The sequence below is a fragment of the Pedobacter xixiisoli genome, assembly GCF_900215335.1.
Classification (GTDB): Bacteria; Bacteroidota; Bacteroidia; order Sphingobacteriales; family Sphingobacteriaceae; genus Pedobacter; species Pedobacter xixiisoli.
On sequence record NZ_OCMT01000002.1, the window covers coordinates 480,994 to 500,852 of the forward strand.

Consider the following 19,859-nt stretch of genomic DNA (forward strand, 5'->3'; position numbering starts at 1 on the left):
ATTTGTTAAACCTTATAAATTCCCGCAGCAGTTTTCTCCAGGAATCTTTTCGATAAAATACGTGATGCAAAAGCACCAATCTTGTTGGTAATGCCTGGTGTTACTTCAATCTTTCTATTGTACATGGCTTTTAGTGCAATAGCCGCAACTTCAGTAGGCTGCATGTTAAACTTCTTCGCCATTTTATCTAAAGCGCCCAACCCTGCCCTATCGGCAAAATTTGTTTCTACAGGTCCTGGGCAAACACAAGTAACTCCAACAGAAGTTTTCCTTAGCTCATAATTAATGGCTCTGCTAAATGAAAGTACAAAAGATTTAGAAGCTGCATACAAAGCAAGCGCTGGCACTGCCTGAAACGCAGCCGTACTAGAAACATTAAGGATATATGCTTCAGCCTGCGCTTTTAAACTAGGTAGAAATAAATGACAAAGCTTTACCAAAGTACTCATGTTTACTTCCAGCATTTTCATTTGTTCGCTCAAAGGCACATCTACAAAGCTTCCAAATACGCCAAAACCTGCATTATTTACTAAAACATTGATGGCGAAATTGTTTTCGGTAGTCCACTTAAAAACTTCATCCGCAGCGCTAGCTGAACTTAAATCAACAGCAAGAAAATGAACGGCTACCTGATAACTCGCTTTGATATCTTCTGCAACTTTTTTTAATTCAGTTTCATTGCGGGCAACTAACAACAAATGGCTTCCTTTACTTGCTAATTGTAGTGCAATCGCTTTACCAATTCCTTTGCTACCACCAGTTATCAAGGCATAATTCTCTTGTTTTTCCATCAAATCTTTAATCATAAATTAACAAACCACACTGTGTACAAAAATGTTAAATAATTCGAAACGAGAAAACACCGTGTACATAACCGCAATTTGAAAATAAAAACGCAACTTTACACGCCCATAGAGTAAATAACACACAAAATCCAACGCTTATGGAAGAACTGCAAGTAGAAGAAGTATTAAATTTGTTGGAAAACGAGAGCGATAGGCAACTAAAAACTTATCTCAACGAACTCAATATCTCTGATGTAGAAGAGCTTATTGATGAACTTCCTCAATATGCAGTTAAATTTATCGAGACACTGTCTAGCAAACGTGCTGTTAACGTGTTCCGTATCCTCGATTTCCCTACGCAAGAGCGTATCATCAAAAAACTACAAGCCAACAAGTTAACAGAAATCATAAGGCAGTTACCGCCCGATGATAGAACTGCCCTTTTTGGAGAATTAAAAGGCGAAGCAGTAAAAAAACTTTTGGTGCTTTTGCCCGACAACGACCGTAAAGAAGCATTAAACCTTTTGGGTTATGCCGAAGACAGCGTTGGCCGGATGATGACGCCAGATTTTATTGCTGTAAAAACCGATTGGACGGTTAGTCGTGTGTTAAACCACATCCGTAGGTACGGAAAAAACTCCGAAACCATTGATGTAATTTACGTTATCGATAAAGATGGTATACTGCTAGACGATATTCGTATCCGCGAAATTCTATTATCAGACCCAGATGCAAAAATTGGCGACTTAACAGATAACCGTCTCATTTCATTAAACGTAAATGATCCTCAGGAGGAAGCGATCAACGTCTTTAAGATGAACAATCGTGTGGCTTTGCCCGTGGTTGATGACCAAGACGTGCTTTTAGGTATTGTAACGGTGGATGACGTTTTATGGATTGCTCACGAAGAATACACCGAAGACATGCATAAAATGGGGGGTACACAAGCCCTCGATGAGCCTTATTTGGATGTTCCAGTGTTTCAGCTCTATAAAAAACGTGTGGTTTGGCTAATTGTATTGTTCTTTGGCGAGTTGCTCACTATTGCAGCCATGTCGGGTTTCGAAGACCAAATAGCCAAAGTAGTAATTCTAGCAACTTTTATCCCTTTAATTATATCTAGCGGTGGTAATAGCGGTTCGCAAGCAGCAACATTAATTATCCAAGCCATGGCATTGGGCGAAGTCACCATTAAAGACTGGTGGAATGTGATGCGCCGCGAAATTTTCTCGGGAATTTTCTTAGGTTCAACCCTTTGCCTACTAAGTTTTGCAGTAATCGGCGCATGGCATATCGTTATGCCTGGATTCAGCGAACATTACATCCGCATTGGCTTGGTAGTAGGTTGCTCGCTAGTTGGCGTAGTATTATGGGGCACTTTAATGGGGTCTATGCTTCCGTTATTGCTTAAAAAACTCGGTGCCGATCCTGCCGCTTCTTCTACCCCATTTGTAGCTACTTTGGTAGATGTAACTGGTTTGATTATCTATTTCTCTTTTGCGTTACTCTTCTTAAAAGGCGTATTGCTATAATCTAATTAGAAAAGCACTGCCTTTACTTCTAGGGTCCGAAAAACGGATTTAATTAATTCAATTCATTATATAGTATGGCAAAAAAAGGTCAGTATTTCTACCGACCCAGAGGTGCGTTAAACCAATATCTTTTAAAGCTTCGAGTTCAAACAGCTTATTTCATCTGAAATAACTTATTATCAAAATAGCACCAAACAAAAGCCATAGCAAGTAGTGCTAATAAAATGAGTACAATTAATAATCTTTGATTTTGATACTTTGACATAGCCGAAATGATTAGAATACCGCTATTGTCTAACTACCCTAAAACTTTTACTTTCTGTACCAAACAGCTTTAGAAAATAAACTCCTGAAGAAAGCTTAGACAAATCAATTGAAACGATACTAGCATCATTATCAATAGTGTTATTAGATAATAATCGACCGGAAACATCAAACAATTTTGCTACCCGGTAAGTGTTTCCATCCAAACGAATATTAACTACATCTCTCGTTGGGTTAGGATATACAGCATTAGTAGACATTTCGAAATTTACAGTACCATAGCCAACTATTTTTGCAGTCCCATCCAAATCCACCTGTTGCAGTTCGTAATAATTCTTACCAGCAAACGGTTTTTCATCCCACCAGTTGTAATTTGAGGCTCCTCTTGCTGATACGTGCGCTACATGTTTAAAACTAATTCCATCTGAAGATTTTAAGATGTTGAAACCTTTATTATTCGTTTCAGAAAGTGTTCTCCATGCTAGTTGTACGCCATTTAATTTTTTGCTTGCCTTAAAATCAACAAGATCTACAGGTAACGTTGCGGGGTATTCTACCGCTCCAATATCGATGCTCGCTCCATCCAATCTCGGATTTCCATAAATATCCTTATCGTTTGCTAATGTTGAATAAGGCGTGTAGAAAGAAATATCGCCTGCATTAATTGCCAAGCTATTAGATGATGGGGTAAAATTATTTGTTGCCACAAATAGCGGATTTTGAGATGAATTATTAGCTGATGAGGTGAGTACGATTGCAGGTGTTGAGTTAAAGATGCTGTTATTGATGATCGCTATTGTTGCCTGTATATCTGGTAAAAGTAGCGCTGGCATATTTGCATCGTTCCACAATATAGAATTATGCATCTCAAATGATTTTGCTTGAGATAGAGACACCAACTCATTTGCAGTATGATGCAACGTAGAATTTATCAATTTCAAATTAGCTTCTCGGTTAAAAATGGCCGCTTTATTGTTATTGTAAAATAATGAATTGTAAACCTTTACATCTGCATTTCTTACTGCTGCTAAACCACTGCCATTGCCATAAGTTGCATAACCGTGGGCTGTGAATGTAATCTCTGAAGTGTTTTCTTGAAAAGTGCTATTTCTTACAACCAAATTTCCCTTGCCCAAAGCACAAATAGCACCACCAGAACTTTCAGCACCTCTACCTTGAGCATTATTATTTACTTTGTTATTCTTAAAAGTACAGTTGGCAACTTCTACGTTATAATAATTCAAATTCTGATTTAGCGGATCTAAGTAATCTGCATCATAAAAGAAAAATAGAGCGCCACCAACGTAAGAAGATACATTGTTCTCGAAAGCACAGTCCTGAATTTTAATTTGTTCAGCTGATGCTAGCATCCCGTCGTAATAAATTGCTGCACCACCTTGATTGGCATAATTATCCAAAAACTTACAATTGCTGATAATAGGATAATTTTTTTGATCGAAATCTTGGATACATGCAAAAATAGCAGCTCCCATATACAAAGGTAATTCTTGATTAATTACTGAGCCAGAGTTGGCATTGGCATCTTTAAAAACAATACCATCTATTACAGTTTGGTTGCTGATTATAGCTTCGTTTTTTGGCCAAATCACCAATAAATGATAGCTATTATCAGTTTTTAAAGCTGCATTTCCAATATTTCCGCTAATGGTGGTAATGTTAGTTTGTAAATTCCTACCTGAAATACTGGTTTCCGTACCCGAAAAACCGCCATACACTTTAATATTTCTGGTAATTTCTAAGTATTTCTGTCTGTCTGTATCCGTTGTAGGATAGTAGTTTCCGGCTTTTACCCATAACTGCTGAATGGCTACATTTGTCTTTGCACTAGTAAATGCAGGTCTTATTTCCGCAGCGTTAGCCCAAGAATTTCCAGTTTTATTCCCAGAACCATTCGCATCAATATAAACGATACCGTTAGCATCTGGAGTAATGGTCTGAGCTTTTAACGAACCCAAGCCCAAAAGTATTAAGCATAAAGTAAATTTCAGTTTCATCTGCATTTGAGTTAATACTGCAAATATTAGCTCCAAACTATCCTAAAACAAGATTATATGGCGGACAAAAAGCGGACAACAGTCATTGGCACTTAAACCAACGATAGAATATAACTTTCGAGAGATTGCTCTTCTAACAATGGAAGCTTCTGTTTCAAACGTCGCTTGCTCCTAGCTACACTATCTACACCAATTCCCAAAGTACTGGCAATTTCCTTATTATTCATTTGCAAAAAAATTAAACTAGCCAAACGTTCTTCTGCCGATGACAAACTTGGCAAAACAGCATTAATACGAGGATAAAAAAGTGGATAAACCTTATTAAAATCGTCCTTAAACTTCACCCACTCCTCATCGGTAACCAACACGTAAGCCAACAATTTCTTACCTATCTGAGCTTCATCTAAATTGTTTTCAAGTACACTTTTTTGTAGCGATTGGCGAAGGTTAACAATCAACTGATCTTTCTCTACCATTTGATTCCGGAACTGCTGTAAGCTATTCTTGGCTTTATCTACTTCTGCTTTTGCCTGCAGTGCTTCAAAAATAATTTGTTGTTTTTCCAGTTTATTCTTCAGCGCTTGCCTATTGTAAAGTAATAGTAGAAAAACCGCAAAAATCACTATTCCAATAATGATAATATTTCTTGTTTGTTTTAATTTAGAAACGCTAGCATTGGCATTTTCCAAATCTCGCTGTCCATTATCAAATAACATCTTCGAATTCATGGAAGAAAGTTTGCCATTATTAACTACTTCTGCCTGTTTCAAGAGATATCCACTATGTGCCTTCTGATAATAAAGTATGCTGTCCGTGTTCCCTGTATTGGCAAAACTTTTCATTAAACCTTCCGCCGCTTTTACTTTATCTTCCAGTCTATCGCTCCTAATTGCAGCCGAAAGTGCCTTTTTAAATGAGGAATATGCTTGTAAAAAATCTCGCTGTTTCAAGAAAATCTCACCTTTCGAATTCTCTGCTATGGCAACATTATTCCATTGTTCATATTTTAAAGCTATTGCCAAATGAGCATCAATTAATGGCAAAGCTTGCTGGATTTCCCCCTGATAAAAAAGACAACGACCAATATTTCCATTAGCAATCCCTTTCCAGAGTTCCTTGGTTTCGCCGTTGTACGCTTTAGAACTTACAGTATCAATTATTTGCTTGTAGTAATCAATCGCATCTTCATATTTCCCTAAAGCAATGTAAGAAGCACCTATCACATCCAATTGAAAAATGTAAACCATTGGATCCCAATTTTGAGATTTCATGTTACGAAAAGCTAAGCACTGTTTACCGTATTCAATACTTTCCTTAAAATCATGGGTACGATATAAGGCTATACTAGCTCCAAAAAATCGGTTTTGTACAAATGAAAAGTAACCGAATCCTATTTTTCTTTGCAGCTCTAACGCCTTTAAATTGTAAAGCAAATATCCACCCTGAAAATCTATATCAGCAGCCAACGCATATACTTCTGCCAATAGCTGATCGTCTTTTAAATTGCGAGCTATTTTGATGACTTGGGCTACTTTTAAAGTATCCTGTTTGGTTAAGATAAGGCTAAACTCTCTCTTGCCCAACACCTGAAACATATAGATTCTAGCTTTTAATCTATGATCTTTATCACGATCTAAATATGAATCTAAATCTTTAGAAATAGCCTCCAATTTATTCGGATTATATTCCTTTTTTAATACCAGATAAGTCTCCTCGGCCTTTTGAGTCTGTGTTTTATCCTTACACGACCAAGCTTTCAAAAAGCGTACTACATCAGCTTTTTGAGCAAAAGACAAATTACAAAACAGAAGTATCAGAATGATAAAAAAAGGCGAACGGAACATAAGGAGAGAATCTTAAACCAAAGATAACATTCCTAATTGTTTTAAAACTTTAAAACGAAAGCTAATCATGATAATCTTGCTATCTTTGCCGCATAGTTTAATACAATGATAGAAATAGGCAAATACAATCAATTGCGAGTAGCGGCAAAAAACAGTCAGGGTTTAAGTTTAACAGATGGAACCAATGAAGTTCTTTTGCCATACTTGGAGGTTCCGAAAGAGATTAACCTAGGCGACGATGTAGAGGCATTTGTTTATCTCAATAAAGATGGCAGTACCGTTGCTACGCTAAAAGAGGTGTTGGCAACTGCCGATGAGTTTGCACTACTCACTGTAGTAAGCGTTACGGACGATGGTGCCTACGTGAATATTGGCATTGACAAAGACGTTTTTATTCCCAATAGAGAGCAGAAAAGACCAATGGAAATTGGAGAAAGTTATGTTGTTTTTGTTTACCTAGACGACCAATCTAACAGATTATTGGCTTCTTCTAAAGTAGACAACTTTGTAGAACACCACAATTTTGATTTTGAAGAAGGTGACACTGTCGATTTATTAATTGTAGACAAATCAGATTTAGGTTATAATGCCATCATTAACAACGAATTTATTGGTCTTCTTTATCGTAACGAAGTATTTTCTATTATAGAGCCTGGTCAAAGAACCACAGGTTGGATTAAGACCATTAGAGTAGACGGCAAAATAGATTTGACTTTACAGCCTTCGGGTTTTGGACACGTCTTAGAAACAAAAGATTATATTTTGGAAGAACTTAAAGTAGTTGGTGAGATTAATCTAGGTGATAAGAGTACTCCAGAAGAGATTTATAATAGATTTCAAGTAAGTAAGAGCGCATTTAAAAAAGCAATTGGTGGTTTGTATAAAGAGCGTTTAATTGTACTTTCAGACCATCATATCAAGTTGGCGGATTAATACATAAACATTCATTATACGTCACCGTTAGGTACGAATATTGATAGACTTACGAAGTTTTAAAAACTTCGTAAGTCCCCAAGGAATTGGGAGGTAAGAAGGAAACTATCATGATTTTATAAATAGCTTTAAGATTGCTTCGTACCTCGCAATGACGACTAAATTTAAAAATAGAAAAGGAGCAAATTAATTTGCTCCTTTTCTATTGTATGAGAACTTACCAAGGTTTGAAAACTTCGTAAGTCTTTGAAATCTGAAAATAGCCTACTGTTAACTTCCCAACGCCTGCTCAATATCTTTTAGGATATCATCAATATGTTCTAAACCGATAGATAAACGGATAGAACCTTGCTCAATACCCACAATATTACGTTCTTCCTCGCTCAATTTGCTGTGTGTGCTTGTTGCTGGATGTGTAGCAATAGACCTTGTGTCTGCTAGGTTTGCCGAGATAGAGAACATCTTCAAACCATCCATGAATTTACGAGCAGCTTCGATACCACCATTTACTACGATAGTTACAATTCCACCACCTTGCTTCATTTGCTTTTTAGCAATTTCATGTTGAGGATGAGAAGGTAGGAATGGATATTTCACCAATTTAATTTTTGGATGTTTCTCCAAATACTCCGCTACTTTCAGTGCATTTTCGCAGTGACGGTCCATACGAACAGCCAAGGTCTCTAAGCTTTTCGATAAAATCCATGCGTTAAAAGGAGAAAGCGATGGGCCACTGTGGCGGGCAAAAGCTACCACTTCAGCAATTAAAGCTTTTGTGCCTAAAATAATTCCACCTAAAGCACGTCCCTGTCCATCAATGTACTTGGTTGCAGAGTGGATAGAAATATGTGCGCCTAACTTGATAGGCTGCTGTAAATAGGGTGTAGCGAAGCAATTATCAACTACCAACAAAGTATTGTATTTCTTCGCCAAACCAGCTAAAAATTCCAAATCGATAATATCAATCCCTGGATTAGATGGTGTTTCAACGAAAATGATTTTGGTATTTGGCTTAATTAAAGCTTCCCAATCTTGTGGCTTATCTAAATCAGCATAATCGAAAGTTACGCCCCATTTAGCAAATACATTGGTTAACAATTGGTGAGTAGAGCCAAAAACAGAGCGACTAGAAACAATATGATCGCCACTTTTTAGGAATGCAGCAAAGGTGGTAAAAATTGCCGCCATACCTGTAGCTGTAGCAAAACCATCTTCTGCACCTTCCAACAAAGCCATCTTCTCAATAAACTCCGAAGTATTTGGGTTAGAATAGCGACTGTAAACGTTTCCCTCTTTTTCATTAGCGAACAAAGCACGCATTTCCTCAGCATCGTCAAACTTATAGCTCGATGTTAAATAAATAGGTGCAGAATGTTCTTTGTGCGAACTTCTCTCGGTTTGAGTGCGTATAGCGATGGTTTCGAAATTATCAGACATTTTTTTCTTAGTATATTGTTAGTATCGAGATATGAGTATTAAGTATCGAGATGGTGTATTGGCTAAATCTTGATACTCGATACTAAATACTTGCTACTAATTAATGGTATATGTAAAATTTATAGTTGCTGATCTGTCCAAGATATTTGAAACAGAACAATATTTATCAAAAGTCATTTGCAGGGCACGCTCTACTTTTTGAATGCTTAAATCGCCGAACAGCTTAAATTCTATATTAATCACATCGAATATAGCGGGCACTTCTTCTTCTTTTCTGGTAGCTTTAATATTGATTTTGATATCGTTCAATTCTTCCTTTTGTTTGGTAAGAATATTTACCATATCAATTCCACTACAACCACCTAAACCAATTAACAACATCTCCATGGGACGAAAGCCTTTCCCCTCTCCTCCTATGGCTGGTTTCGCATCCAACTCTACGGTAAAACCGCTTTCGTTCTCTGCTTCAAAATTAAATTTTCCGCTTTTGCGGATCAGGTTGATTTCCATTATTTCAGTATTGAGTATTGAGATGTGAGATATGAGACCTTACGCCTTAAACCTCAAGCCCTATACCTTTATATATCGTAAAAAACTAAATTATCATTCTCCAATTCTGGTAGTTTCACTTCTTTTTCGAATATAGCGAATACAGATGATCCGCTGCCACTCATTAGTGCAAATTTAGCCGCCGCTTGGTAAAGCTTTGTTTTTATTTCATCAATTTGTGGATATTTTTCAAAAACAGAAGGTTCAAAATCATTGTAGATTTGAGCTTGCCAATCTTGTAGCGGCAAATGTATCAAATCTTTTAAAGAACTGGAAGGCTGTTTTACGTTTACTTTACTGTAAGCCTGTGCAGTAGAAACATGTACAGGTGGTTTAACCAACACCAAATAGTAATCAGACAAGTCAATGGTTAGCTCTTCAAATTCATCGCCTTTGGCAAAAGCATAAGTAGGTTTATTTTTGATAAAGAACGCACAGTCTGCTCCCAAAGGTCTTGCATAGGCTTCCATCTGGTCGTCATTTAATCCTAGTTCAAACTTCTGATTAACCAACTTAATTAAAAAAGCAGCATCCGAACTACCACCGCCTAAACCAGCTCCCACTGGAATATTCTTTAATAACACTATTTGTTGGTTGGGCAAATTAAATTCCTTTTGTAGTATCTGAAATGCCTTAAAGCAAATATTATCAGCTGCATCGCCAGGAATATCAACGCCCTTAATCAGCATCGAAGTCTCTTCTGCATCTACCAATTCAACTACGTCATTAATCTTAATAGGATAAAAAACGGTCTGCAGGTTATGGTAACCATCGGCACGTTTTTCGGTAAGGAATAAGCCTAAATTTATTTTTGCGTTAGCAAATGTTAACATCTTTTGATTTACGATTTACGATTGATAAAGGAACAAAGATAAAGGAGCAATGACCACACGTATAACTTAAAACCTACAACTTATAAGTATAGTGTCCAATAATCTTCCAAGCGAACAAAACATCTTCTATCACTTGCCCTGAACCTATGTTATGAACAATTAGATAACGCTTTCCATCTGCAGATTTCTTATTGATGACTAGACCAATATGTAATTGTCGGCCATTTAAATCCCAGCATACAATGTCGCCTGGTAAATAATCTCCAGCATTTTTAGTCATCGGTTTCTTCGTTCCTTTTCTACCGAAAAAAACCATCAAATTAGGTACACGTCTATGATCAATATTACGATCTGTAGTCTTCATTCCCCAGTTTTTAGGATACAACCTAAAGTTAGCTTTCATATCCTCATGCACTTCTTTTTGCAAATCAGTTCCCAATTTACGATAAGCTCTAATCACCACATCAGTACAAACCCCCTTATCGGCAGGCACATCTCCATTAGGATAAGCTATTTTAAAATATGCTGGATCATAAATCACTCGGTCCTTGGTCAAAGAAATTGTAGCATCAGAAAGCTTTAAGGCTGTAGCGGATTGTGCAAAGCCCGTTGCACACAACAAGCTAGCTATAAAAACTGAAAAGATTATTTTTCTAAACATCATTAAGAACAAATCTAATGCATTTTAAGATAAAATCTCGTTTTACAACATGTAATTCTAACAATCATCAACACTGTTGAAAAACTTAAACACTTGGTTAATTTTTAATAGTTAGATTTGTGTTTCAGTGGGAATGGCAAGGCTATTTTAAATCTTGCCGTCATTTCGACTGGAGCGCAGCGAAATGGAGAAATCTTTTAAAACTTGTATAGGCAAATTCAAAGATTTCTCGACTACATTATATTTCGCTCGAAATGACGAACAACACCTATAAAGGAGTATATGAAACAATATTTAGATTTGATGCAGCATGTGCTGGATTACGGTGCACAAAAACACGACCGCACGGGAACTGGTACGATTAGCGTATTTGGTTACCAAATGCGTTTTAATTTGCAGGAAGGTTTTCCGATGGTAACCACTAAGAAACTGCATTTAAAATCTATTATTCATGAGCTAATTTGGTTTTTGCAGGGCGATACCAATATCAAATACCTAAAAGATAACGGCGTACGTATCTGGGACGAATGGGCCGATGAAGATGGAAATTTAGGTCCTGTCTACGGTTCACAATGGCGTAGCTGGCCAAAACCAGACGGTGGTCATATCGATCAGATTACCCAAATCATCAATACCATTAAAAACAACCCAGATTCGAGGCGTATCATTGTTTCTGCTTGGAATGTGGCCGAAATCGAAAACATGGCTTTGCCTCCGTGTCACGCCTTTTTCCAGTTTTATGTAGCCGATGGTAAGTTAAGCTGCCAATTGTATCAACGCAGTGCAGATATTTTCTTGGGCGTGCCGTTTAATATCGCTTCATACGCTTTGTTGACCATGATGGTAGCACAAGTATGTGGCTTAGAAGCTGGAGATTTCATCCATACTTTCGGCGATGCGCACATCTACAACAACCACTTAGACCAAGTGAAATTGCAGTTGAGTAGAGACCCAAAACCTCTGCCAACCATGAAAATTAATCATGAGGTTAAAGATATCTTCGATTTTAAATTTGAAGACTTTGAATTAGTAAACTACGAAGCACATCCACATATTAAGGGAGCAGTAGCTGTTTAATAGTTCATTTGCTCATTTGTTCATTGGTTGATTTTCCATAGCTTAGCCAAATCAACTACCAAAAAATATGAGCCATAATAGAATTGAAGAACTAGAAGTCTACGTTCTTGCAGAAGAAATATCCGATGAGATATGGAACATTGTTCTAAACTGGGACTTCTTCGCAAAAGACACCATCGGAAAACAAATTTGCAGGGCAGCAGACTCCATCAGTGCTAATATTGCTGAAGGATATGGGAGATTTCATTTTAAAGAGAACAAGAATTTCTGTTATTACAGCAGAGGCTCAATTTTGGAAGTAAAATCATTCCTTCGAAAATCGATAAAAAGAAATCTAATTAGCGAACAGCAATATTCTGGCTTACTTAAAAAACTAGAGACAGTACATATCAAATTAAATAGCTATATCAAATTCATTGGAAAACAAGAAGCTAAAACACCATAGCAGTAATGAACCAATGAACTAATGAACTAATCAATGAACCAAATCACCATCGTTGTCGCTGTATCAGAAAACAATGCCATCGGCAAAGACAACCAATTACTTTGGCACTTACCTGCCGATTTAAAGCATTTTAAAAATAAAACTACTGGCAAAACCATTATCATGGGGCGTAAAACTTATAATTCTATAGGCAAACCATTGCCAAACAGAAGAAATATAGTAATTACACGTCAGCGGGGATTACAGCTAGCAGGTATTGAAGTGGTAAATTCGTTAGAAGAAGCGATATCGATTTGCAAAGCTGATGAAGAAGTTTTTATTATTGGCGGTGCAGAAATCTATAGGCAAGCACTGCCTTTAGTCCATAAAATTGAGCTTACTCGGGTGCATCAAGAATTTGAAGCAGATGCCTTTTTTCCTGAGCTAGCCAGCGAAACATGGAAAGAGGTCTGGAAAGAAGACCACTTGCCCGACGAGAAGAACAAATTTGCCTATACTTTTTCTACTTTAGAGCGGGCTTAAAAATTGCATACCCTATTAAAACTTTTGATGACCTATTTTAAATCAGAAAATCCAATTTCCTACTACTTACTACTAGCAATTCTTGTTTTCACCATTGTTCTTTTTTCGGTATTTGCCGTAATTGGGAGATTAGATATTACTAGTTCCATTATTTGTATTATTGGCATAAATCTGCTTGCATTTTATTTTATAGGAAGGTACTTATGTATTTTGAGACTTTTTGAAGATAGAATTTCCTTAAACTATATCTATCCATTTAAAATAGAAAGAGAATATAATTTCAATGGCATTTCTGAAATCGATGGTCGTGGTAATTATGACTATAATTCGTCACAGCTAGACGGTGGATTAGGGCGAACTTTCTATAGGTGTTTTTATAACTTATACTTAACAGACAATGATGGAAAGTTACTGAATATTAAATACAACATCTCTGAAAAGGAGAACCGAGAATTTATTGTTCTCTTGCAAAAATTGATTGCTAAAAAGAAATATTAGAGAATATTAATCAATGTTTGCATGAAGTTATAAGATATAACTCATACATATTAACAAAATTACATTTAGGAGTTCTATTATATAAAAAAATAATTAGATTTGCCGACTTGTTAAAAAACAGCATATTACATAAAAATAGAATAAACAAACAATGCAAGGTAAAGGTTTTATTAAATTTATGGCAATACTTTTGGGTATTGTCTGTCTGTATTCACTTTCTTTCAACATCATTACTTACAACGTAGAGAAAAAAGCAAAGGAGTTCGCTAAAGGCGATGAAGCAAAAGAAAAAGCATACTTAGACTCAATGGCTACCGAAAAGGTATATCCTGTATTGGGCCTTACCTATCACCAAGTAAAAAGCAAAGAAATTAACTTAGGTCTTGACCTTAAAGGTGGTATGAATGTTACCATGGAAATTTCTTTAGCCGAGTTGACCAAGTCTTTAGCTGGCAACACGTCTGATGATAACTTCAACAAAGCACTATCAAATGCGCAAACGCAAATGAATGCTGGTGGTAAAGATTTCATTGCATTGTTTGTAAGCGAATATGAGAAATTAGTTCCTAACGGAAAATTAGCAGATTTTTTCGCTACTCAAGACAATTCAGCACAGTTAAAAGCTAACGCTAGTAATTCTGAGGTTAAATCTTACTTAAGCAAAGAAGCTAATAGCGCAATCGACCGTTCGTTTATCATCTTACGTAGCCGTATTGATGGTTTTGGTGTAGTTAGCCCTAACATGCAGAAACAAGAAGGTTCTAACAGAATCTTTATTGAGATGCCAGGTATCCAAGACAAAGAACGTGTTCGTAAATTATTACAAGGTTCTGCAGAATTACAATTCTGGCAAGTATATCAATCTCAAGAGGTTTATCCAATCTTAGAGAATATCAATAAAACATTAGCAATTACGGTTAAAGATACTGTAGCTACTACGGCTGCTGCTGATACTACTGCTAAAGGTGGTAAATTAGCTGGTTTAACTAAAGGAGCAGCTCCTGCCGCTAAAGATACTAGCGCTACTGCAAAAGCTGCAGAGTTAGCTAAAACCAGTCCTTTAATCAATACTTTATTACAGTTACCTATTTACCAAGGCGAAAACGGTCAACCGCAATTAATGCCAGGTGCTGTAGTTGGTTATGCTTTACAAAAAGATACTGCAAAAGTTAACGCAATGTTATCTAGACCAGAGATCAAATCTTTAATTCCTTCTACATTGAAATTCATGTGGGGATTAAAACCTAGAACTGGTACTAAAGCATTCGAACTTTATGCAATCAAATCTACTTCGTTAGATGGTCGCCCTGATTTAAGTGGTGATGCTGTAGCTAACGCTCGTGATGGTTACGACCAAAACAACAATCCTGATGTAACCATGTTCATGACGAGCGAAGGTGCATCTAAATGGAAAAAAATGACTGCAGAAGCAGCTGCTGACCCTAACAACAAAAAAGCAATTGCTATTGTATTAGACAACACAGTTTATTCTGCTCCTACTGTACAAAATGAAATTCCTAACGGTGTTTCTTCAATCACTGGAAGTTTCACTAAAGAAGATACCAAAGATTTAGCGAACGTATTAAAAGCTGGTAAGTTACCTGCTCCTGCAAAAATCGTTTCAGATTTCGTAGTTGGTCCATCATTAGGTCAACAAGCTATCGATAGCGGTTTAATCTCTTTCGTATTAGCTTTCGTAGTAATTCTAGCATTCATGGCATTGTATTACAACAAAGCAGGTTGGGTGGCAAACATTGCATTATTAATCAACGTATTCTTTATCATGGGCGTTTTAGCTGCATTTGGTGCAGTACTAACACTTCCTGGTATCGCAGGTATCGTATTAACCATTGGTTTATCGGTAGATGCTAACATCCTTATCTTCGAACGTGTTCGTGAAGAGTTAGCTTTGGGCAAATCAACCAACTTGGCGATCAGAGAAGGTTTCAAACATGCCATGTCGTCTATCTTAGACTCAAACATTACCGTATTCATCTTAGGTGTAATCTTATTTGTTTTCGGTTCTGGTCCAGTACAAGGTTTCGCAACCACACTGTGTGTGGGTATCGTTACTTCATTATTTGCAGCGGTATTAATTTCTCGTTTAGTTTTCGAATCGTTGATGGAGAAAAAATCTAACATCACTTTCGATAATAGCGTAACTAGAAATGCCTTCAAAAACTTAGCATTCAACTTTGTTGGACGTAGAAAACTTTACTATATCATTTCTGCAGTAATCATCATCTTCGGTGCTATCTTCTATGTTAAAAACGATGGCTTACACTTAGGTGTTGACTTTAAAGGTGGTAGAACTTACATGGTAAAGTTCGACAAGCAATTGAATACTGAAGAAGTAGCTAAAACTTTATCAACTAATTTCGAAGGTGAAGAAGCTTTAGTTAAAACTATCGGAACTGACAATTCATTAAAAATCACTACTCCTTACCACATTACAGACCAAGACCCTAATGCAGATAAAGTTGTTGAAACTGCACTACGTAAAGGTTTAGATGGCTTAGGTGCTAAATACACTATCGAGAGTTCACAAAAAGTAACCCCTACTATTGCTAGCGATATCATCACTAGTGCTATTTATGCGGTATTGTTCTCGTGTTTAGTGATGTTTATCTACATCTTGGTACGTTTCAAAAAATGGCAGTATGGTTTAGGTGCGGTAATCGCGTTGTTCCACGACGTTTTATTGGTACTTTCATTCTACACAATTTTAGATGGCGTGTTACCTTTCCCTCTAGAGATTGGTCAAGATTTCATCGCAGCTATCTTAACAGTAATGGGTTACACCATGACAGAAACGGTAATTGTATTTGACCGTATTCGTGAGCGTTTAGCAGAAGCTGGTAAAGACGATATGTATGGCGAAGAGCGTAACAAGCTAATCAACTTTGCATTAAACAGTACTTTAAGTCGTACTATCCTTACCTCATTATCGGTATTCTTCGTATTAATCGTAATCTTCATTTTCGGTGGCGATAGCATCCGTGGTTTCATCTTTGCTTTGTTAATTGGTCGTATCATTGGTACCTACTCATCATTGTGTATCTCTACGCCAATCGTAATCGATTTATCGAAAGACGAAAAAGCAGTTAAATAGATATTAAAAACCAAATCATAAATCTTAAGTCCCGATGAAAGTCGGGACTTTTTTGTTTAAAGAAAATTGGAAACATTAGGGAGCTAAGTCTTAATCATCTTCATTCCTTAATGTTTTAATTTTTGAGTTAGAAAAGCAAAGTACTGCAACAATCAATGCTGGTCCCGCTATCCGCTTTACTTCTCCCGATAAAATCGGGATACGTGCTCACTCCTATCGGGTTTAAAATGCAAGTGCTGTGCATACGTTTAAGTAAAAACCTCTCCCTAACCCTCTCCTTAAAAATGAGAGGGGAAATAATACGTCTAACTTGCTATATGTTTTTCTCTCCCTTTTAGGGAGAACCGCAGCAAAGCGAAGCTCATTGATACAAAAACAAATACAATAAACTGTCAATAGATGCCAAAGGCAGAAAGGGTTTAAGCAAGTGCTGTGCATAGATTTAAGTTCTTTAAACTCGATTGTAGCGGTAATACTCTTTATGCGACAACATAATAAACCTACGAGGTTTTAGCATTGGCTTAAAGAAAAAGATTATAGCAAAAAGCGGGACCAACATAACCTATAAACCTTTAATGCACTACGATACCCAATCGAGTTGGGTATGACGACCGAGCTAATTTCCAATACCAAACAAACCTTCTGTCAAGCTAGTTCAACATTTGTGATCACTGTCACTTTTTGACCAAAACTACCTACAAAGCGACCAGTTACCCTATCATTTAATTCCTATATTTACCAAAACTAAATAGCAGTTCACATAGTTTATTTGATATGGAACAAAAAAAGAAAATTGTGATTATTGGAGGTGGTTTTGGTGGCATTGAGCTAGCAAAAAAGCTAAAAAATAAAAACGTTGAAGTACTGATTTTAGATAAGCATAACTATCATACCTTTCAGCCCCTACTCTATCAGGTGGCCACGGGCGGTTTAGAAGCAGATTCCATTGCATTTCCTATCCGCAAAATATTTAAAGGACAAAAAAACTTAAAATTTAGAGTTACCGAAGTAAAAAAGGTAATTCCAGAGGTGAATAGATTGGAAACCACTATCGGTGATATTGATTACGATTATTTAGTAATTGCCACAGGTTCTACAAGTAATTATTTTGGTCAGACGGAGATTTCGCAAAACGCGATGCCAATGAAATCAATTCCTGAGGCGTTAAACTTACGAAGTTTAATTTTGCAGAATTTAGAAGCTGCGATTATTGCTAAAGATCCTGAAAGAGAAAATGAGCTGCTAAATTTTGTAGTGGTTGGTGGTGGTCCAACAGGTGTAGAAACTGCTGGTGCTATTGGTGAATTAAAAAAACACGTACTTAAAAATGATTATCCAGAGCTTGATTTAGATAAAGTAAACATCTATTTAATTGAGGGCTCCCCAGAATTACTAGGCGCTATGTCGGTGCAAGCACAGCAAAAATCTAAGCAGTTTTTAGAAGAGCTTGGCGTTACCGTTTATACTGAAGCTCGTGTACAGGGATACGATGGACGAAATTTATCCTTAGTTGATGGTAGAAATATTGGTTCTGCTACGGTGATTTGGAGCGCCGGTGTAAAAGGTGTGGTACTTGATGGATTGAATACCGAAGTAGTGGTAAGGGGAAATCGTTTGAAGGTTAACGAAATTAACTTGGTAGACAGCTATCAGAACATTTTTGCCGTTGGCGACGTGGCAGCAATGATTACCGATGAAACTCCTAATGGACATCCAGGTGTGGCCCCTGCAGCGATACAGCAAGGCAAGCTGCTAGCTAAAAACCTCATTAACCTTATAGAAAATAAGCCTACCACACCATTTAAGTATTTCGATAAGGGCGCAATGGCTACTGTGGGAAGAAATAGAGCGGTTGTGGATATCAATAAAATAAGATTTCAAGGAATTTTTGCGTGGTTTACTTGGATGTTTGTACATTTAATGACCTTAGTAGGATTTAGGAACAAACTGGTGGTTTTCGTTAACTGGGTTTGGAGCTATTTTAGCTACGATAGAGGTACAAGATTAATCATCCGACCATTTAAACCTTACAAAGAATACAAGAAACCAAATGACGCAGAAGCAACTTAATGCCAATAAAACCATTGCACTGGTAGCACACGACCACCGTAAAGATGACTTAATTAAATGGGCAATAACCAATAAAGAGGAACTTAGTCAGCATAATTTAGTGGCTACCGGCACTACTGGTAGATTATTAGAAGAGAACCTTGGTTTACCTGTAAAAAAGTTATTGAGCGGTCCATTAGGTGGCGACCAGCAAATTGGTGCTTTAATTGCACAATCGGAAATTGATGTGTTAATTTTCTTTTGGGACCCGATGGAAGCGCAACCACATGACCCAGATGTGAAGGCTTTGCTACGTGTAGGTATTGTTTGGAACATTCCAATGGCTTGCGATGTGGCTACTGCCGATTTCCTGATTTCATCGCCTTACATGAAAGGCACTTACACTGCGGCTTTAACTGATTACGATGAGTACAAGAACAGAAAGCTTTAACAATCCTATCAAACTGATTGAATGTCCTCGTGATGCCATGCAGGGCTTACATGATTTTGTGCCGACAGCACTAAAAATCGAATATTTGAATTTATTACTTCAAGTAGGTTTTGACACATTAGATTTTGGCAGTTTTGTATCTCCAAAGGCAATTCCGCAAATGCGGGATACAGAAGAGGTTTTGGCTGGTTTAGACTTATCTAGCGAAACCAAATTACTGGCTATTGTAGCTAATCTAAAAGGCGTTGAAAAAGCCATAAAGTATAAAGAAATCACTTATCTTGGCTTCCCTTTTTCTATTTCAGAAACTTTCCAGCAACGCAACACCAATGCTAGCATTGCACAGTCTTTAAACACCGTTGAAGAAATGCTGAACCTTTGCGATAAGCATAATAAAGAAGCAGTAGTTTACCTATCTATGGGATTTGGCAACCCTTACGGTGATGAATGGAATACCGATATTGTTAGTCACTGGGCAAATGAATTGGTACAAAAAGGCGTAAAAATCATCTCTGTAGCTGATACGGTTGGCGTTTCTACTCCTGAAAAAATCATAGAGATACTTCCTCCCCTAGTTCAGCAGTTTCCGAATATCGAGTTTGGATTACATTTACACAGCACTCCACAACAGCGTCTGGAAAAAATTGAAGCTGCTTTTAATGCTGGCTGTACCCGTATGGATAGCGCATTGAAAGGTTTTGGAGGCTGTCCAATGGCTGCCGATGATTTAACGGGAAATATTGCCACGGAAGATGTGATTAGTTATTTGAATTTAACAGGTACTCAATTGAATTTAGATATGGAGAAATGGGGCGAAGCGATGATGGTTTCGGCTAGGGTGTTCGGTTAGCT

At 37.1% G+C, this 19,859-nt stretch carries 17 protein-coding genes; 10 read left to right on the plus strand and 7 right to left on the minus strand.

Translation table 11 applies throughout. From position 1 onward, the window contains the following. Window positions 1–5: 5 nt before the first annotated feature. Complete coding sequence (locus CRO54_RS08240) at window positions 6–806, minus strand: SDR family NAD(P)-dependent oxidoreductase (protein ID WP_171047862.1); 801 nt, start codon at window positions 804–806, stop codon at window positions 6–8. Window positions 807–943: 137 nt separating this feature from the next. Between CRO54_RS08240 and mgtE the strand changes: the two genes are divergently transcribed. After that, window positions 944–2,317: a magnesium transporter gene (gene mgtE / locus CRO54_RS08245; RefSeq protein WP_097130857.1), complete on the plus strand. Its 1,374-nt coding sequence runs from the start codon at window positions 944–946 to the stop codon at window positions 2,315–2,317. A gap of 287 nt (window positions 2,318–2,604) precedes the next feature. Here the strand turns inward: mgtE and CRO54_RS08250 are convergent, their stop codons facing one another. Together CRO54_RS08250 and CRO54_RS08255 are read right to left on the minus strand one after the other, a co-directional pair. Continuing rightward, a complete protein-coding gene (locus CRO54_RS08250; RefSeq protein WP_171047863.1) occupies window positions 2,605–4,596 on the minus strand; it encodes a T9SS type A sorting domain-containing protein in 1,992 nt (663 codons plus the stop codon). A gap of 92 nt (window positions 4,597–4,688) precedes the next feature. Beyond that, complete coding sequence (locus tag CRO54_RS08255) at window positions 4,689–6,392, minus strand: tetratricopeptide repeat protein (protein WP_097130862.1); 1,704 nt, start codon at window positions 6,390–6,392, stop codon at window positions 4,689–4,691. Window positions 6,393–6,545: 153 nt separating this feature from the next. Here CRO54_RS08255 and CRO54_RS08260 point away from each other — a divergent pair, with 153 nt between their 5' ends. Next, complete coding sequence (locus CRO54_RS08260; protein ID WP_097130864.1) at window positions 6,546–7,373, plus strand: CvfB family protein; 828 nt, start codon at window positions 6,546–6,548, stop codon at window positions 7,371–7,373. Window positions 7,374–7,643: 270 nt separating this feature from the next. Here CRO54_RS08260 and CRO54_RS08265 read toward each other — a convergent pair whose 3' ends face one another. The 4 genes from CRO54_RS08265 to CRO54_RS08280 form a co-directional block, all read right to left on the minus strand. Further along, a complete protein-coding gene (locus CRO54_RS08265; protein WP_097130867.1) occupies window positions 7,644–8,810 on the minus strand; it encodes an O-succinylhomoserine sulfhydrylase in 1,167 nt (388 codons plus the stop codon). Between the two features lie 96 nt (window positions 8,811–8,906). After that, the gene (locus CRO54_RS08270) at window positions 8,907–9,320 is read right to left on the minus strand and encodes an OsmC family protein (protein WP_097130869.1); all 414 of its coding nucleotides are present in this window, start codon (window positions 9,318–9,320) and stop codon (window positions 8,907–8,909) included. A 68-nt stretch (window positions 9,321–9,388) separates the two neighbouring features. Then, on the minus strand, window positions 9,389–10,192 hold the full coding sequence (gene ispE / locus CRO54_RS08275; protein WP_097130871.1) for a 4-(cytidine 5'-diphospho)-2-C-methyl-D-erythritol kinase: 804 nt from the start codon (window positions 10,190–10,192) through the stop codon (window positions 9,389–9,391). Window positions 10,193–10,265: 73 nt separating this feature from the next. Beyond that, window positions 10,266–10,853, minus strand: a complete 588-nt coding sequence (locus CRO54_RS08280) for a DUF1287 domain-containing protein (protein ID WP_097132312.1) — start codon at window positions 10,851–10,853, stop codon at window positions 10,266–10,268. Window positions 10,854–11,135: 282 nt separating this feature from the next. Here CRO54_RS08280 and CRO54_RS08285 point away from each other — a divergent pair, with 282 nt between their 5' ends. The 8 genes from CRO54_RS08285 (at window position 11,136) to CRO54_RS08320 (ending at window position 19,857) form a co-directional block, all read left to right on the plus strand. Further along, window positions 11,136–11,930, plus strand: coding sequence for a thymidylate synthase (locus tag CRO54_RS08285; RefSeq protein ID WP_097130873.1), 795 nt, complete (start codon window positions 11,136–11,138; stop codon window positions 11,928–11,930). Window positions 11,931–11,997: 67 nt separating this feature from the next. After that, entirely contained in the window at window positions 11,998–12,375 is a 378-nt protein-coding gene (locus CRO54_RS08290) for a four helix bundle protein (protein WP_097130875.1), read from the plus strand. A gap of 33 nt (window positions 12,376–12,408) precedes the next feature. Continuing rightward, window positions 12,409–12,897: a dihydrofolate reductase gene (locus tag CRO54_RS08295; RefSeq protein ID WP_097130877.1), complete on the plus strand. Its 489-nt coding sequence runs from the start codon at window positions 12,409–12,411 to the stop codon at window positions 12,895–12,897. A gap of 27 nt (window positions 12,898–12,924) precedes the next feature. Next, on the plus strand, window positions 12,925–13,395 hold the full coding sequence (locus CRO54_RS08300) for a hypothetical protein (RefSeq protein WP_097130879.1): 471 nt from the start codon (window positions 12,925–12,927) through the stop codon (window positions 13,393–13,395). Between the two features lie 151 nt (window positions 13,396–13,546). Continuing rightward, window positions 13,547–16,507 (plus strand): protein translocase subunit SecDF, encoded by a 2,961-nt coding sequence (secDF, locus tag CRO54_RS08305; protein WP_097130881.1) that lies wholly within the window; start codon window positions 13,547–13,549, stop codon window positions 16,505–16,507. 774 nt (window positions 16,508–17,281) lie between these two features. Continuing rightward, on the plus strand, window positions 17,282–18,577 hold the full coding sequence (locus CRO54_RS08310) for an NAD(P)/FAD-dependent oxidoreductase (protein WP_097130883.1): 1,296 nt from the start codon (window positions 17,282–17,284) through the stop codon (window positions 18,575–18,577). Next, the gene (locus tag CRO54_RS08315) at window positions 18,558–19,007 is read left to right on the plus strand and encodes a methylglyoxal synthase (RefSeq protein ID WP_097130885.1); all 450 of its coding nucleotides are present in this window, start codon (window positions 18,558–18,560) and stop codon (window positions 19,005–19,007) included. The genes CRO54_RS08310 and CRO54_RS08315 overlap by 20 nt, the downstream gene beginning before the upstream one ends. Further along, window positions 18,982–19,857 (plus strand): hydroxymethylglutaryl-CoA lyase, encoded by an 876-nt coding sequence (locus CRO54_RS08320; RefSeq protein ID WP_097130886.1) that lies wholly within the window; start codon window positions 18,982–18,984, stop codon window positions 19,855–19,857. The genes CRO54_RS08315 and CRO54_RS08320 overlap by 26 nt, the downstream gene beginning before the upstream one ends. Window positions 19,858–19,859 lie beyond the last annotated feature (2 nt).

What these genes read in the sequence shown, in the direction of transcription:
- CRO54_RS08240 (WP_171047862.1), bottom strand. Translation starts at nt 806, where the DNA reads ATGATTAAAGATTTGATGGAAAAACAAGAGAATTATGCCTTGATAACT.
- mgtE (WP_097130857.1), top strand. Translation starts at nt 944, where the DNA reads ATGGAAGAACTGCAAGTAGAAGAAGTATTAAATTTGTTGGAAAACGAG.
- CRO54_RS08250 (WP_171047863.1), bottom strand. Translation starts at nt 4,596, where the DNA reads ATGAAACTGAAATTTACTTTATGCTTAATACTTTTGGGCTTGGGTTCG.
- CRO54_RS08260 (WP_097130864.1), top strand. Translation starts at nt 6,546, where the DNA reads ATGATAGAAATAGGCAAATACAATCAATTGCGAGTAGCGGCAAAAAAC.
- CRO54_RS08265 (WP_097130867.1), bottom strand. Translation starts at nt 8,810, where the DNA reads ATGTCTGATAATTTCGAAACCATCGCTATACGCACTCAAACCGAGAGA.
- CRO54_RS08270 (WP_097130869.1), bottom strand. Translation starts at nt 9,320, where the DNA reads ATGGAAATCAACCTGATCCGCAAAAGCGGAAAATTTAATTTTGAAGCA.
- ispE (WP_097130871.1), bottom strand. Translation starts at nt 10,192, where the DNA reads ATGTTAACATTTGCTAACGCAAAAATAAATTTAGGCTTATTCCTTACC.
- CRO54_RS08280 (WP_097132312.1), bottom strand. Translation starts at nt 10,853, where the DNA reads ATGTTTAGAAAAATAATCTTTTCAGTTTTTATAGCTAGCTTGTTGTGT.
- CRO54_RS08285 (WP_097130873.1), top strand. Translation starts at nt 11,136, where the DNA reads ATGAAACAATATTTAGATTTGATGCAGCATGTGCTGGATTACGGTGCA.
- CRO54_RS08290 (WP_097130875.1), top strand. Translation starts at nt 11,998, where the DNA reads ATGAGCCATAATAGAATTGAAGAACTAGAAGTCTACGTTCTTGCAGAA.
- CRO54_RS08295 (WP_097130877.1), top strand. Translation starts at nt 12,409, where the DNA reads ATGAACCAAATCACCATCGTTGTCGCTGTATCAGAAAACAATGCCATC.
- CRO54_RS08300 (WP_097130879.1), top strand. Translation starts at nt 12,925, where the DNA reads ATGACCTATTTTAAATCAGAAAATCCAATTTCCTACTACTTACTACTA.
- secDF (WP_097130881.1), top strand. Translation starts at nt 13,547, where the DNA reads ATGCAAGGTAAAGGTTTTATTAAATTTATGGCAATACTTTTGGGTATT.
- CRO54_RS08310 (WP_097130883.1), top strand. Translation starts at nt 17,282, where the DNA reads ATGGAACAAAAAAAGAAAATTGTGATTATTGGAGGTGGTTTTGGTGGC.
- CRO54_RS08315 (WP_097130885.1), top strand. Translation starts at nt 18,558, where the DNA reads ATGACGCAGAAGCAACTTAATGCCAATAAAACCATTGCACTGGTAGCA.
- CRO54_RS08320 (WP_097130886.1), top strand. Translation starts at nt 18,982, where the DNA reads ATGAGTACAAGAACAGAAAGCTTTAACAATCCTATCAAACTGATTGAA.